The 16,158-nt window shown below is 44.9% G+C and carries 3 protein-coding genes, 2 tRNA genes, 6 rRNA genes and 1 pseudogene; all 12 read right to left on the bottom strand.

The features are described from left to right. Window positions 1–107: 107 nt before the first annotated feature. The 12 genes and pseudogenes from guaB to AC6BKE_RS02425 all read right to left on the bottom strand — a co-directional run bounded on the left by guaB (window position 108) and on the right by AC6BKE_RS02425 (window position 16,033). Window positions 108–1,571: an IMP dehydrogenase gene (guaB, locus tag AC6BKE_RS02480; RefSeq protein ID WP_036122042.1), complete on the bottom strand. Its 1,464-nt coding sequence runs from the start codon at window positions 1,569–1,571 to the stop codon at window positions 108–110. Between the two features lie 293 nt (window positions 1,572–1,864). Further along, window positions 1,865–1,980, bottom strand: a 5S ribosomal RNA gene (gene rrf, locus AC6BKE_RS02475). 187 nt (window positions 1,981–2,167) lie between these two features. Continuing rightward, window positions 2,168–5,095: ribosomal RNA gene (locus AC6BKE_RS02470) — 23S ribosomal RNA — on the bottom strand. Between the two features lie 242 nt (window positions 5,096–5,337). After that, a 16S ribosomal RNA gene (locus AC6BKE_RS02465) occupies window positions 5,338–6,889 on the bottom strand. The 16S, 23S and 5S rRNA genes sit together here, the layout of an rRNA operon. A gap of 307 nt (window positions 6,890–7,196) precedes the next feature. Further along, the gene (locus tag AC6BKE_RS02460; protein WP_036124545.1) at window positions 7,197–8,090 is read right to left on the bottom strand and encodes a patatin-like phospholipase family protein; all 894 of its coding nucleotides are present in this window, start codon (window positions 8,088–8,090) and stop codon (window positions 7,197–7,199) included. A gap of 696 nt (window positions 8,091–8,786) precedes the next feature. Then, window positions 8,787–9,093, bottom strand: a pseudogene (tnpA, locus tag AC6BKE_RS02455) (IS200/IS605 family transposase); the annotation flags it as partial. A 171-nt stretch (window positions 9,094–9,264) separates the two neighbouring features. Next, a 5S ribosomal RNA gene (rrf, locus tag AC6BKE_RS02450) occupies window positions 9,265–9,380 on the bottom strand. 187 nt (window positions 9,381–9,567) lie between these two features. Then, window positions 9,568–12,495: ribosomal RNA gene (locus AC6BKE_RS02445) — 23S ribosomal RNA — on the bottom strand. A 214-nt stretch (window positions 12,496–12,709) separates the two neighbouring features. Continuing rightward, window positions 12,710–12,785: transfer RNA gene (locus AC6BKE_RS02440), tRNA-Ala, on the bottom strand. 12 nt (window positions 12,786–12,797) lie between these two features. Beyond that, window positions 12,798–12,874 (bottom strand) — tRNA-Ile (locus AC6BKE_RS02435). Between the two features lie 94 nt (window positions 12,875–12,968). Beyond that, window positions 12,969–14,520, bottom strand: a 16S ribosomal RNA gene (locus AC6BKE_RS02430). 430 nt (window positions 14,521–14,950) lie between these two features. Further along, window positions 14,951–16,033 carry an HD-GYP domain-containing protein gene (locus AC6BKE_RS02425; RefSeq protein ID WP_036119578.1) on the bottom strand — a complete coding sequence of 361 codons (1,083 nt, stop codon included), beginning with the start codon at window positions 16,031–16,033 and terminating at the stop codon, window positions 14,951–14,953. Window positions 16,034–16,158: the final 125 nt, after the last annotated feature.

Below are 16,158 nucleotides of genomic sequence, written 5' to 3'. Positions count from 1 at the left end.
ACATTTTATCATAGATAACAACAACCGTGTTGACTCTCTACCATAAAAAAATGCTCTCGCGCCATCTTTGTAGACGATGCGAAAGCATAAAAGTTGCAAGTAATTTATTACATGGAATAGTTTGGTGATTCTTTTGTAATCTGTACATCATGTGGATGTGATTCACGTAGACCAGCACCTGTCATTCTAACAAATTGTGCATTATCTCGTAGGTGCTCAAGATGTGGTGCTCCACAATAACCCATACCAGCGCGAATACCACCAATCAGTTGGTAAATTGTATCAGCTAATGGTCCCTTATATGGAAGGCGACCCTCAATACCCTCAGGTACTAATTTTTTCGCATCCTCTTGGAAGTAACGATCTTTAGAACCTTTTTCCATTGCTCCGATAGAACCCATACCACGGTAAACTTTGAAACGACGTCCTTGGAAGATTTCTGTTTCTCCAGGAGATTCAGATGTACCTGCAAGAAGTGAACCAAGCATTACAACATTACCTCCAGCTGCTAGAGCTTTTACGATATCACCAGAGTATTTAATACCACCATCAGCAATAATTGTTTTACCAAGCTCACGAGCTACTGTAGCACAATCATATACTGCTGTAATTTGTGGTACACCCACACCAGCTACAACACGTGTAGTACAAATAGAACCTGGACCAATACCTACTTTAACAACATCTGCACCAGCTTCAAATAATGCACGTGCACCTTCTCCTGTTGCTACGTTACCAGCAATGATCTCTAACTCTGGGTAGGTTTCTCGGATTGAACGGATTGTTTGTAAAACGCCTTCTGAATGCCCATGGGCTGTATCGATTACTACAATGTCAACTTGTGCTTCTACAAGTTTCTCAATACGCACCATTGTATCTTTTGATACACCGACTGCTGCTCCTACTAGTAAACGACCATGTGTATCTTTAGCAGCATTTGGGAACTCAATTACTTTCTCGATATCTTTAATTGTAATAAGACCAGTTAATCTACCTTCTTCATCTACAATTGGAAGTTTTTCGATTTTATATTGTTGAAGAATTTTTTCAGCATCCTCTAAAGTCGTTCCTACAGGTGCTGTAATCAAATCTTCTTTTGTCATTACATCTTCAATTTTTAAAGAGTAATCAGAGATAAAACGTAAGTCACGGTTTGTAATAATCCCTACTAGCTTTTGATTTTCCATACTATCAACAATAGGTACACCAGAGATTCGGTATTTACCCATTAGATGCTCAGCATCGAAAACTTGATGTGTCGGAGTTAAGAAGAATGGGTTTGTAATAACACCATTTTCAGAACGTTTTACTTTTTCTACTTGTTCAGCTTGCTCATCGATCCCCATGTTTTTATGAATAATACCGATACCGCCTTGACGTGCCATAGCAATCGCCATTTTAGACTCTGTAACTGTATCCATACCTGCACTGACCATTGGAATGTTTAATTTAATCTTTGGTGTTAATTGAACAGATAGATCAACATCTTTCGGTAATACTTCGGAATGAGCTGGTACTAATAATACATCATCAAAAGTTAAACCTTCTTTGGCAAATTTAGTCTCCCACATTTTCGTAACTTCCTCCTATAGTTAAAAGAATATTAATTGTAAGATTAACAACGTGGACTGCTACTGTCAAGAAACTTATAAAAGAAAGACAATTCAGATTTTTAATGATAGCAAATTTTAATTAAAAATCCAAATAAATAGCTACAGTAAAAATATAGAATGAGTTAGATATATTTAATTTTTTCATAATATTTCTTAGAAAGTAATTGTTTTTTGTAGAAAATCCTTTAAATTATTAAAGAATTTCATTAGGAAATAAAAAAACAGCCAGCACACAGCTGACTGTTTTTTTTGCCTAGCGATGTCCTACTCTCACAGGGGGAAGCCCCCAACTACCATCGGCGCTAAAGAGCTTAACTTCCGTGTTCGGTATGGGAACGGGTGTGACCTCTTTGCCATCATCACTAGACTATGGTCGGCTTTCAATATACATCGCATTTCTTCGTCAGCTTCTGTCGTTCAGTCAGTCACGTACTTGAGTACGCTCCTTCCCTCTCTCCATTGCTTCCTCGAACTACTCGTATTTTGAAACCCTTCATAAAAGAAATTATTCTTTCAAAACTGGATAAACGGTTCATTGAATGGTTCAAACGTTTTTGGTTAAGTCCTCGATCGATTAGTATTCGTCAGCTCCATGTGTCACCACACTTCCACCTCGAACCTATCTACCTCATCGTCTTTGAGGGATCTTACTTACTTGCGTAATGGGAAATCTCATCTTGAGGGGGGCTTCATGCTTAGATGCTTTCAGCACTTATCCCGTCCACACATAGCTACCCAGCGATGCCTTTGGCAAGACAACTGGTACACCAGCGGTGTGTCCATCCCGGTCCTCTCGTACTAAGGACAGCTCCTCTCAAATTTCCTACGCCCACGACGGATAGGGACCGAACTGTCTCACGACGTTCTGAACCCAGCTCGCGTACCGCTTTAATGGGCGAACAGCCCAACCCTTGGGACCGACTACAGCCCCAGGATGCGATGAGCCGACATCGAGGTGCCAAACCTCCCCGTCGATGTGGACTCTTGGGGGAGATAAGCCTGTTATCCCCGGGGTAGCTTTTATCCGTTGAGCGATGGCCCTTCCATGCGGAACCACCGGATCACTAAGCCCGTCTTTCGACCCTGCTCGACTTGTAGGTCTCGCAGTCAAGCTCCCTTGTGCCTTTACACTCTACGAATGATTTCCAACCATTCTGAGGGAACCTTTGGGCGCCTCCGTTACCTTTTAGGAGGCGACCGCCCCAGTCAAACTGTCCGCCTGACACTGTCTCCTGCCCCGCTAAGGGGCATGGGTTAGAATTTCAATACAACCAGGGTAGTATCCCACCGACGCCTCCTTCGAAGCTGGCGCTCCGAGATCTCTGGCTCCTACCTATCCTGTACAAGTTGTACCAAAATTCAATATCAGGCTACAGTAAAGCTCCACGGGGTCTTTCCGTCCTGTCGCGGGTAACCTGCATCTTCACAGGTACTATAATTTCACCGAGTCTCTCGTTGAGACAGTGCCCAGATCGTTACGCCTTTCGTGCGGGTCGGAACTTACCCGACAAGGAATTTCGCTACCTTAGGACCGTTATAGTTACGGCCGCCGTTTACTGGGGCTTCAATTCGCAGCTTCGCTTGCGCTAACCACTCCTCTTAACCTTCCAGCACCGGGCAGGCGTCAGCCCCTATACGTCACCTTACGGTTTTGCAGAGACCTGTGTTTTTGCTAAACAGTCGCCTGGGCCTATTCACTGCGGCTCTCATGCGCTTGCACGCTCAAGAGCACCCCTTCTCCCGAAGTTACGGGGTCATTTTGCCGAGTTCCTTAACGAGAGTTCTCTCGCACACCTTAGGATTCTCTCCTCGACTACCTGTGTCGGTTTGCGGTACGGGCACCTCTCACCTCGATAGAGGCTTTTCTTGGCAGTGTGAAATCAGGAACTTCGTCCATACGGACTCGCCATCACAGCTCAACGTTACAGTGTGCGGATTTGCCTACACACACGCCTTACTGCTTGGACGCGCATAACCAACAGCGCGCTTACCCTATCCTACTGCGTCCCCCCATTTCTCAAACGGTGAGGAGGTGGTACAGGAATATCAACCTGTTGTCCATCGCCTACGCCTATCGGCCTCGGCTTAGGTCCCGACTAACCCTGAGCGGACGAGCCTTCCTCAGGAAACCTTAGTCATACGGTGGACGGGATTCTCACCCGTCTTTCGCTACTCATACCGGCATTCTCACTTCTAAGCGCTCCACCAGTCCTTCCGGTCTGACTTCAACGCACTTAGAACGCTCTCCTACCACTGACATCGTAGATGTCAATCCACAGCTTCGGTGAATCGTTTAGCCCCGATACATTTTCGGCGCAGCGTCACTCGACCAGTGAGCTATTACGCACTCTTTAAATGATGGCTGCTTCTAAGCCAACATCCTGGTTGTCTGTGCAACGCCACATCCTTTTCCACTTAACGATTACTTTGGGACCTTAGCTGGTGGTCTGGGCTGTTTCCCTTTTGACTACGGATCTTATCACTCGCAGTCTGACTCCCGTGTATAAATATCTGGCATTCGGAGTTTGTCTGAATTCGGTAAACCGGGATGGCCCCCTAGTCCAAACAGTGCTCTACCTCCAGTATTCTCATCACGAGGCTAGCCCTAAAGCTATTTCGGAGAGAACCAGCTATCTCCAAGTTCGATTGGAATTTCTCCGCTACCCACACCTCATCCCCGCACTTTTCAACGTGCGTGGGTTCGGGCCTCCAGTAAGTGTTACCTTACCTTCACCCTGGACATGGGTAGATCACCTGGTTTCGGGTCTACGACCACGTACTATTTCGCCCTATTCAGACTCGCTTTCGCTGCGGCTCCGCCTTCTAAAGCTTAACCTCGCACGTAATCGTAACTCGCCGGTTCATTCTACAAAAGGCACGCTATCACCCATTAACGGGCTCTAACTACTTGTAGGCACACGGTTTCAGGATCTCTTTCACTCCCCTTCCGGGGTGCTTTTCACCTTTCCCTCACGGTACTGGTTCACTATCGGTCACTAGGTAGTATTTAGCCTTGGGAGATGGTCCTCCCAGATTCCGACGGAATTTCACGTGTTCCGCCGTACTCAGGATCCACTCAGGAGAGAACGAACTTTCGACTACAGGGCTTTTACCTGCTCTGGCGGACCTTTCCAAGTCGCTTCATCTAACTCGCTCTTTTGTAACTCCGTATTGAGTGTCCTACAACCCCAAGAGGCAAGCCTCTTGGTTTGGGCTCTTCCCGTTTCGCTCGCCGCTACTCAGGGAATCGATTTTTCTTTCTCTTCCTCCAGGTACTTAGATGTTTCAGTTCCCTGGGTCTGCCTTCAAGACGCTATGTATTCACGTCAAGATACTACGCGATTAAACGTAGTGGGTTCCCCCATTCGGAAATCTCCGGATCAAAGCTCACTTACAGCTCCCCGAAGCATATCGGTGTTAGTGCCGTCCTTCTTCGGCTCCTAGTGCCAAGGCATTCGCCGTGCGCCCTTAATAACTTAACCAAGTTATTAAGCCTATAAAAAACTTAAAAAATAAATGTGTTTGTTACAATTTCAATGTCGTTTTATCCAGTTTTCAAAGAACAAAGCTACTGCCTGCTTCTACATCTCGCAGCTTTGCGACGAAAGCGTAGCGACAGGAGCACATAATTAGAAGTAATTCATTCAAGAAGAATGAACCTTCAAAACTGAACGCAAAACGTAATCTTACAAACCCTAGGTTTGTATTCCGAAATAATCCTTAGAAAGGAGGTGATCCAGCCGCACCTTCCGATACGGCTACCTTGTTACGACTTCACCCCAATCATCTATCCCACCTTCGGCGGCTGGCTCCAAAAGGTTACCTCACCGACTTCGGGTGTTACAAACTCTCGTGGTGTGACGGGCGGTGTGTACAAGGCCCGGGAACGTATTCACCGCGGCATGCTGATCCGCGATTACTAGCGATTCCGGCTTCATGTAGGCGAGTTGCAGCCTACAATCCGAACTGAGAACGACTTTATCGGATTAGCTCCCTCTCGCGAGTTGGCAACCGTTTGTATCGTCCATTGTAGCACGTGTGTAGCCCAGGTCATAAGGGGCATGATGATTTGACGTCATCCCCACCTTCCTCCGGTTTGTCACCGGCAGTCACCTTAGAGTGCCCAACTAAATGATGGCAACTAAGATCAAGGGTTGCGCTCGTTGCGGGACTTAACCCAACATCTCACGACACGAGCTGACGACAACCATGCACCACCTGTCACCGTTGCCCCCGAAGGGGAAACTATATCTCTACAGTGGTCAACGGGATGTCAAGACCTGGTAAGGTTCTTCGCGTTGCTTCGAATTAAACCACATGCTCCACCGCTTGTGCGGGCCCCCGTCAATTCCTTTGAGTTTCAGTCTTGCGACCGTACTCCCCAGGCGGAGTGCTTAATGCGTTAGCTGCAGCACTAAGGGGCGGAAACCCCCTAACACTTAGCACTCATCGTTTACGGCGTGGACTACCAGGGTATCTAATCCTGTTTGCTCCCCACGCTTTCGCGCCTCAGTGTCAGTTACAGACCAGATAGTCGCCTTCGCCACTGGTGTTCCTCCAAATCTCTACGCATTTCACCGCTACACTTGGAATTCCACTATCCTCTTCTGCACTCAAGTCTCCCAGTTTCCAATGACCCTCCACGGTTGAGCCGTGGGCTTTCACATCAGACTTAAGAAACCACCTGCGCGCGCTTTACGCCCAATAATTCCGGACAACGCTTGCCACCTACGTATTACCGCGGCTGCTGGCACGTAGTTAGCCGTGGCTTTCTAATAAGGTACCGTCAAGGTACAGCCAGTTACTACTGTACTTGTTCTTCCCTTACAACAGAGTTTTACGAACCGAAATCCTTCTTCACTCACGCGGCGTTGCTCCATCAGGCTTTCGCCCATTGTGGAAGATTCCCTACTGCTGCCTCCCGTAGGAGTCTGGGCCGTGTCTCAGTCCCAGTGTGGCCGATCACCCTCTCAGGTCGGCTACGCATCGTCGCCTTGGTGAGCCGTTACCTCACCAACTAGCTAATGCGCCGCGGGCCCATCTTATAGCGACAGCCGAAACCGTCTTTCAGTATTTCACCATGAGGTGAAATAGATTATTCGGTATTAGCCCCGGTTTCCCGGAGTTATCCCAAACTATAAGGTAGGTTGCCCACGTGTTACTCACCCGTCCGCCGCTAACGTCGAAGAAGCAAGCTCCTTCTCTGTTCGCTCGACTTGCATGTATTAGGCACGCCGCCAGCGTTCGTCCTGAGCCAGGATCAAACTCTCCATAAAAGAAATTTGAATAGCTCAAATTGTTTTGCTGGCATCATTTTGATGTCCAAAATTTTGTTTTGTTCACTAACCAAGGTTAGTTACTAAAAACTTTATTGATTACGTTTTGCTTGTTCAGTTTTCAAGGTTCATTTTATGTTTTCTCTTTGTTAAGAGCTAACTTTTATATAATAACATGTTTAATATTTAATGTCAACAGTTATTTTATTTTTATATTTTAGTAGTTGCTTATCTCAACAGCAACTTTTATATAATAACACCTCATTTATTATTGGTCAATAGTTTTATATAAATAATTTTAAACGAACTAAAATTTCAACCTTGGCCAATTCCGTAAAAATTGAATTGTACGATTTCTTCCTATTTCTAAAAGAGTTTCTTTTGTCTCCTCATTTAAATCAAATTGAGTTGCACTATAATCTTCTACAGGAATAAAGATAATATCTCTTTCATGTCGCCTTGATATATACCTCTCATCATGTGCGTCTTTCATAGTTGAAAATAATGCTTCAAATAAGTTTAGGCCATTTTTAATTTCTTGCGGACATTGTTCTTCTCTCCTTCTGCTTAGCTTCAAACCCAAAATTGGTCGTACTTTTCGACCTTCTTTATCATCAAATATCCATAATGGGAAATTACTTAAAACCCCACCATCCACGATTACTGATTCTCCTTTGCCAGTTTTTAAGGTAACTGGTTCAAAGAAAAATGGTATACCACAACTCATACGTAGTGCACAAGCAACTGAAAAGTTCTTCGCATCAATCTGATATTTGTGTAGATCATCTGGTAAAACAATCATTCTACCATTGGTCAAATCTGAAGCTACTAATTTTAGTGAATCTTTAGGCAAATCTCCAAAAGTATATACACCTTTTGCAGCTAATTTTTGAAAAAACCATTTTTCTAATGCCTTTCCTTTATAAAGACCTAAATGATTATAAACATTTATCCATTTCATAAAAGGGAAAGGTAATATTGTTCTTCTAGGATCCAGTAATGAAGGTACATCCAATTCTTCTAGCATAGCTTCGATCTCTTTACCGCTATATCCCGCAGCAATAAACGCAGCTAAAATTGCACCTGCACTTGTACCAGCTACACGTTTAAAACGAAAATGTTCAGCTTCTAGTACTTGATATGCCCCAACCAGGGCAAATCCCTTCAAACCACCACCAGAAAAAACGCCATCAATCCACAAAATTTCCTCTCCTTTTTGATGTAATCTTTACAGTATAAGAGAGGGTAATGATGATTAGAACTAAAATTTATACTTTATTGTCGAAACCTAAAACATGGTTAACAACTTTTGTTTATGATCAAATTGGATTTTTTCTAATATACGGAATAAAAGGGATTTCACAAAAGGAAGGTAATTAGTACATACTGACCTATTAATTAAGAGAGACGTTTTTTCTATGGCTATTAAGAGTAAGTTACCCATTTGAAGTAAAATGAGGGCAAATGAAATGAAGTTGCTTGTATACCAGTAAAACAAGTACTAGAGGAACTGAATATAAAACATACACAGTTAAAATGCTATTGAAACAATTCGTAGAGGAGAAAGAGGCGAAACAGTCAGGTAAGGTAAGGGCAGGCCATACATTTCGTTATGGTTAAGGTGAAATCACTACATTTTTCAGAAATCTACCAACAAAAAAATAGTGTAACGATTTATGCAAAAATATAATTGGTCTTATTATGTCATAGTAGAGAAAGGAAGCGCACAGGACATTCCATACATATAGCTGAAAATAAATTTAAATTAGTCAAGATTTTTATGCACGAACAACCCTTCATGATCATTTGATCCTCAAGAATACTGTTGTCATTGACTATATATTTCTGAATGTTTTTTGTTTCTTCCTACTGTATCTACATAATATCCACGACATCAAAACTCCCTGTTAATATATTTGTATTTCAGATTCGCCTGTCAATCAAATTTCATTAAACTACCTTTCCCTTTCAAATAACCCATATGAAACACTTAATTTTGGAGAATTACTCACCAACATATGAATATAATCAGGGCAGGCTGTTGCTTCGATAATTTCTGCTCCTTTTCTTTCACCTAACTAGCAAAGGATTCTTCCTATATTAACTTTAATTTGTACACAAATAATCTGCCTTCTATATTTTGGCGCAAAGACAATGTGATACTTACAATTCCATGTTGTGTGTGCTAAACTCTTGTTATCTATTTGGATCCCCTTTCGTACGAAGTCGGTTGACCAGACCAGAATTCATTATACGATTGGGGATTTTTTCTTGTCCATAGCTAGAAGCTCTTTAGAACCCCTCGCATAGCAAGGGGTTTTCAAAAGATACAAAAATAAAAAAACAGCCAGCACACAGCTGACTGTTTTTATTATGCCTAGCGACGTCCTACTCTCACAGGGGGAAGCCCCCAACTACCATCGGCGCTAAAGAGCTTAACTTCCGTGTTCGGTATGGGAACGGGTGTGACCTCTTTGCCATCATCACTAGACTATGGTCGGCTTTCAATATACATCGCATTTCTTCGTCAGCTTCTGTCCTTCAGTCAGTCACGTACTTGAGTACGCTCCTTTCCTCTCTCCATTGCTTCCTCGAACTACTCGTATTTTGAAACCCTTCATAAAAGAAATTATTCTTTCAAAACTGGATAAACGGTTCATTGAATGGTTCAAACGTTTTTGGTTAAGTCCTCGATCGATTAGTATTCGTCAGCTCCATGTGTCACCACACTTCCACCTCGAACCTATCTACCTCATCGTCTTTGAGGGATCTTACTTACTTGCGTAATGGGAAATCTCATCTTGAGGGGGGCTTCATGCTTAGATGCTTTCAGCACTTATCCCGTCCACACATAGCTACCCAGCGATGCCTTTGGCAAGACAACTGGTACACCAGCGGTGTGTCCATCCCGGTCCTCTCGTACTAAGGACAGCTCCTCTCAAATTTCCTACGCCCACGACGGATAGGGACCGAACTGTCTCACGACGTTCTGAACCCAGCTCGCGTACCGCTTTAATGGGCGAACAGCCCAACCCTTGGGACCGACTACAGCCCCAGGATGCGATGAGCCGACATCGAGGTGCCAAACCTCCCCGTCGATGTGGACTCTTGGGGGAGATAAGCCTGTTATCCCCGGGGTAGCTTTTATCCGTTGAGCGATGGCCCTTCCATGCGGAACCACCGGATCACTAAGCCCGTCTTTCGACCCTGCTCGACTTGTAGGTCTCGCAGTCAAGCTCCCTTGTGCCTTTACACTCTACGAATGATTTCCAACCATTCTGAGGGAACCTTTGGGCGCCTCCGTTACCTTTTAGGAGGCGACCGCCCCAGTCAAACTGTCCGCCTGACACTGTCTCCTGCCCCGCTAAGGGGCATGGGTTAGAATTTCAATACAACCAGGGTAGTATCCCACCGACGCCTCCTTCGAAGCTGGCGCTCCGAGATCTCTGGCTCCTACCTATCCTGTACAAGTTGTACCAAAATTCAATATCAGGCTACAGTAAAGCTCCACGGGGTCTTTCCGTCCTGTCGCGGGTAACCTGCATCTTCACAGGTACTATAATTTCACCGAGTCTCTCGTTGAGACAGTGCCCAGATCGTTACGCCTTTCGTGCGGGTCGGAACTTACCCGACAAGGAATTTCGCTACCTTAGGACCGTTATAGTTACGGCCGCCGTTTACTGGGGCTTCAATTCGCAGCTTCGCTTGCGCTAACCACTCCTCTTAACCTTCCAGCACCGGGCAGGCGTCAGCCCCTATACGTCACCTTACGGTTTTGCAGAGACCTGTGTTTTTGCTAAACAGTCGCCTGGGCCTATTCACTGCGGCTCTCATGCGCTTGCACGCTCAAGAGCACCCCTTCTCCCGAAGTTACGGGGTCATTTTGCCGAGTTCCTTAACGAGAGTTCTCTCGCACACCTTAGGATTCTCTCCTCGACTACCTGTGTCGGTTTGCGGTACGGGCACCTCTCACCTCGATAGAGGCTTTTCTTGGCAGTGTGAAATCAGGAACTTCGTCCATACGGACTCGCCATCACAGCTCAACGTTACAGTGTGCGGATTTGCCTACACACACGCCTTACTGCTTGGACGCGCATAACCAACAGCGCGCTTACCCTATCCTACTGCGTCCCCCCATTTCTCAAACGGTGAGGAGGTGGTACAGGAATATCAACCTGTTGTCCATCGCCTACGCCTATCGGCCTCGGCTTAGGTCCCGACTAACCCTGAGCGGACGAGCCTTCCTCAGGAAACCTTAGTCATACGGTGGACGGGATTCTCACCCGTCTTTCGCTACTCATACCGGCATTCTCACTTCTAAGCGCTCCACCAGTCCTTCCGGTCTGACTTCAACGCACTTAGAACGCTCTCCTACCACTGACATCGTAGATGTCAATCCACAGCTTCGGTGAATCGTTTAGCCCCGATACATTTTCGGCGCAGCGTCACTCGACCAGTGAGCTATTACGCACTCTTTAAATGATGGCTGCTTCTAAGCCAACATCCTGGTTGTCTGTGCAACGCCACATCCTTTTCCACTTAACGATTACTTTGGGACCTTAGCTGGTGGTCTGGGCTGTTTCCCTTTTGACTACGGATCTTATCACTCGCAGTCTGACTCCCGTGTATAAATATCTGGCATTCGGAGTTTGTCTGAATTCGGTAAACCGGGATGGCCCCCTAGTCCAAACAGTGCTCTACCTCCAGTATTCTCATCACGAGGCTAGCCCTAAAGCTATTTCGGAGAGAACCAGCTATCTCCAAGTTCGATTGGAATTTCTCCGCTACCCACACCTCATCCCCGCACTTTTCAACGTGCGTGGGTTCGGGCCTCCAGTAAGTGTTACCTTACCTTCACCCTGGACATGGGTAGATCACCTGGTTTCGGGTCTACGACCACGTACTAATTCGCCCTATTCAGACTCGCTTTCGCTGCGGCTCCGCCTTCTAAAGCTTAACCTCGCACGTAATCGTAACTCGCCGGTTCATTCTACAAAAGGCACGCTATCACCCATTAACGGGCTCTAACTACTTGTAGGCACACGGTTTCAGGATCTCTTTCACTCCCCTTCCGGGGTGCTTTTCACCTTTCCCTCACGGTACTGGTTCACTATCGGTCACTAGGTAGTATTTAGCCTTGGGAGATGGTCCTCCCGGATTCCGACGGAATTTCACGTGTTCCGCCGTACTCAGGATCCACTCAGGAGAGAACGAACTTTCGACTACAGGGCTTTTACCTGCTCTGGCGGACCTTTCCAAGTCGCTTCATCTAACTCGCTCTTTTGTAACTCCGTATTGAGTGTCCTACAACCCCAAGAGGCAAGCCTCTTGGTTTGGGCTCTTCCCGTTTCGCTCGCCGCTACTCAGGGAATCGATTTTTCTTTCTCTTCCTCCAGGTACTTAGATGTTTCAGTTCCCTGGGTCTGCCTTCAAGACGCTATGTATTCACGTCAAGATACTACGCGATTAAACGTAGTGGGTTCCCCCATTCGGAAATCTCCGGATCAAAGCTCACTTACAGCTCCCCGAAGCATATCGGTGTTAGTGCCGTCCTTCTTCGGCTCCTAGTGCCAAGGCATTCGCCGTGCGCCCTTAATAACTTAACCTAACGGCTTTCAATACATATTACATTTCGTTGTCAGCGTCACTCGTTCAATCAATCACGTACTCAAGTACGCTCCTTCATTCACTCGATTGCTTCCTAGAACTGCTCATGTCTTGAAACCTTCTAATGTTATTAAGCCTATAAAAAAACTTAAAAAATAAATGTGTTTGTTACAATTTCAATGTCGTTTTATCCAGTTTTCAAAGAACAAAGATTGGTGGAGCCTAGCGGGATCGAACCGCTGACCTCCTGCGTGCAAGGCAGGCGCTCTCCCAGCTGAGCTAAGGCCCCAAGAGGTATATATGGTGGGCCTAAATGGACTCGAACCATCGACCTCACGCTTATCAGGCGTGCGCTCTAACCAGCTGAGCTATAGGCCCTCTTGGAAGTTTTATATTATTTAATAAACCTTCAAAACTGAACGCAAAACGTAATCTTACAAACCCTAGGTTTGTATTCCGAAATAATCCTTAGAAAGGAGGTGATCCAGCCGCACCTTCCGATACGGCTACCTTGTTACGACTTCACCCCAATCATCTATCCCACCTTCGGCGGCTGGCTCCAAAAGGTTACCTCACCGACTTCGGGTGTTACAAACTCTCGTGGTGTGACGGGCGGTGTGTACAAGGCCCGGGAACGTATTCACCGCGGCATGCTGATCCGCGATTACTAGCGATTCCGGCTTCATGTAGGCGAGTTGCAGCCTACAATCCGAACTGAGAACGACTTTATCGGATTAGCTCCCTCTCGCGAGTTGGCAACCGTTTGTATCGTCCATTGTAGCACGTGTGTAGCCCAGGTCATAAGGGGCATGATGATTTGACGTCATCCCCACCTTCCTCCGGTTTGTCACCGGCAGTCACCTTAGAGTGCCCAACTAAATGATGGCAACTAAGATCAAGGGTTGCGCTCGTTGCGGGACTTAACCCAACATCTCACGACACGAGCTGACGACAACCATGCACCACCTGTCACCGTTGCCCCCGAAGGGGAAACTATATCTCTACAGTGGTCAACGGGATGTCAAGACCTGGTAAGGTTCTTCGCGTTGCTTCGAATTAAACCACATGCTCCACCGCTTGTGCGGGCCCCCGTCAATTCCTTTGAGTTTCAGTCTTGCGACCGTACTCCCCAGGCGGAGTGCTTAATGCGTTAGCTGCAGCACTAAGGGGCGGAAACCCCCTAACACTTAGCACTCATCGTTTACGGCGTGGACTACCAGGGTATCTAATCCTGTTTGCTCCCCACGCTTTCGCGCCTCAGTGTCAGTTACAGACCAGATAGTCGCCTTCGCCACTGGTGTTCCTCCAAATCTCTACGCATTTCACCGCTACACTTGGAATTCCACTATCCTCTTCTGCACTCAAGTCTCCCAGTTTCCAATGACCCTCCACGGTTGAGCCGTGGGCTTTCACATCAGACTTAAGAAACCACCTGCGCGCGCTTTACGCCCAATAATTCCGGACAACGCTTGCCACCTACGTATTACCGCGGCTGCTGGCACGTAGTTAGCCGTGGCTTTCTAATAAGGTACCGTCAAGGTACAGCCAGTTACTACTGTACTTGTTCTTCCCTTACAACAGAGTTTTACGAACCGAAATCCTTCTTCACTCACGCGGCGTTGCTCCATCAGGCTTTCGCCCATTGTGGAAGATTCCCTACTGCTGCCTCCCGTAGGAGTCTGGGCCGTGTCTCAGTCCCAGTGTGGCCGATCACCCTCTCAGGTCGGCTACGCATCGTCGCCTTGGTGAGCCGTTACCTCACCAACTAGCTAATGCGCCGCGGGCCCATCCTATAGCGACAGCCGAAACCGTCTTTTAGTGTTTCACCATGAGGTGAAACAGATTATTCGGTATTAGCCCCGGTTTCCCGGAGTTATCCCAAACTATAAGGTAGGTTGCCCACGTGTTACTCACCCGTCCGCCGCTAACGTCGAAGGAGCAAGCTCCTTCTCTGTTCGCTCGACTTGCATGTATTAGGCACGCCGCCAGCGTTCGTCCTGAGCCAGGATCAAACTCTCCATAAAAGAAATTTGAATAGCTCAAATTGTTTTGCTGGCATCATTTTGATGTCCAAAATTTTGTTTTGTTCACTAACCAAGGTTAGTTACTAAAAACTTTATTGATTACGTTTTGCTTGTTCAGTTTTCAAGGTTCATGTTCATTATTTCACTGTCACCTCTTGGCGACTCATTTATAATATCAAGATTCTAAAACTATGTCAACACTTTCTCCGAAAATATTTAAATGCAATATAATTAAATGCGTTTAAACACCATCATAGCAAATAAGACTACTACCTAATGGATTAATATTGTCTGTTATTTTATAGAAATATACTATCCAGACACTTAGTAAAGAAGATGCAAACTATACTCAACATGGACACATACTTTACTAATGGCATGAAGGGTCAAAAAATGGCAAGCCATAATATATGGTTTGCCCTAATATTTTTTAAAGACTTGTTATAATTCGTGAAATATAAAAACTACGATTTTTTCCTAAATCAAAAATTTCTCCTGAATGGATTAATTTAATGAGTGGACGTGTTGGTGCAAATTTATTTACAAACATTACTTCACCACGTTCCAAATTAGACAGTTCAACAATCGTACCTATAGGAAGATCTGCAACAATATCGATTAAAGCACGTACTACTTTAATATCGAACTTCCCAAACTCAGATTCATTAATCATTTCTATAACTTTAAATGAAGATTGTTTTGATCTATATACTCGTTCACATGTCATAGCATGAAAGACATCTGCCACAGCTATAATTTGAGCAAAAATTGAGATATTAGCGATCTTTTCACCTTTCGGATAGCCACTTCCATTTAAACGTTCATGGTGTTGGAAAATTGCCTCTTTCATTGTCTCCTTTAAAATCGTTAAATCTTTTACCATATTATAGCTATAAATTGGATGTTTATAAATTTCATCATACTCTTGCTCTGTTAAAGGTGTCTTCTTATCTCTAATACGTGGGTGTACTTTAGCCATACCACAATCAGCTAATAAACCACCTATTGCAACTTGAATGGTAATCCCTCTATCATAACCAAGCTTTTGAGCAATCACTGCGGAAATCAAACCAGTTGCAACACAATGGTGATACAAGTAGTCTTTCGCATTTGAATACTCATTTAAATCAAATATAATTGTACGATCATCTAGGACCATCTCTACTAGAGGTAAAATAATTGTCCTTGCCTTGGCAATATCTACTTTTGCTCCGGCTTCCCAATTTTTAAATTCTTTTTTGAATTGTTCAACAGAATTATTATAGACTTTTCTAAAAGTCGGTATTTCTTCTATCACAACCTCAACATCATTTTCTTTCTTCTCTACTCGAGTATCGTTTTCATTTTTATAAACGGGGACGTTGAAAATATTAAACGCATGAAATACTTGCAAATGTACGTAGGAAATCATCGTATCTTTAAAAATGATTGGATACTGTGTATTAGCAAAAATATCTTCAGAAATTACTTTACCAACGCCTAACTCTGAAATCGGAACATATATAGTTTCCACGAAATGAACACCTCTCCACTGTTTCTTGCTTCAAATAAGGTATCTTCATTTTATCATGGAATTCTAAATAATTACTTATTTTTCATTATTTACGTAAAAAAACCGATGAACGACATGTAATTCTG

It is taken from the genome of Lysinibacillus sp. COL-1, assembly GCF_059814265.1.
The sequence above is the reverse complement of the archived record's forward strand: the minus strand, read 5'-3'. Positions and strand labels throughout refer to the sequence as shown.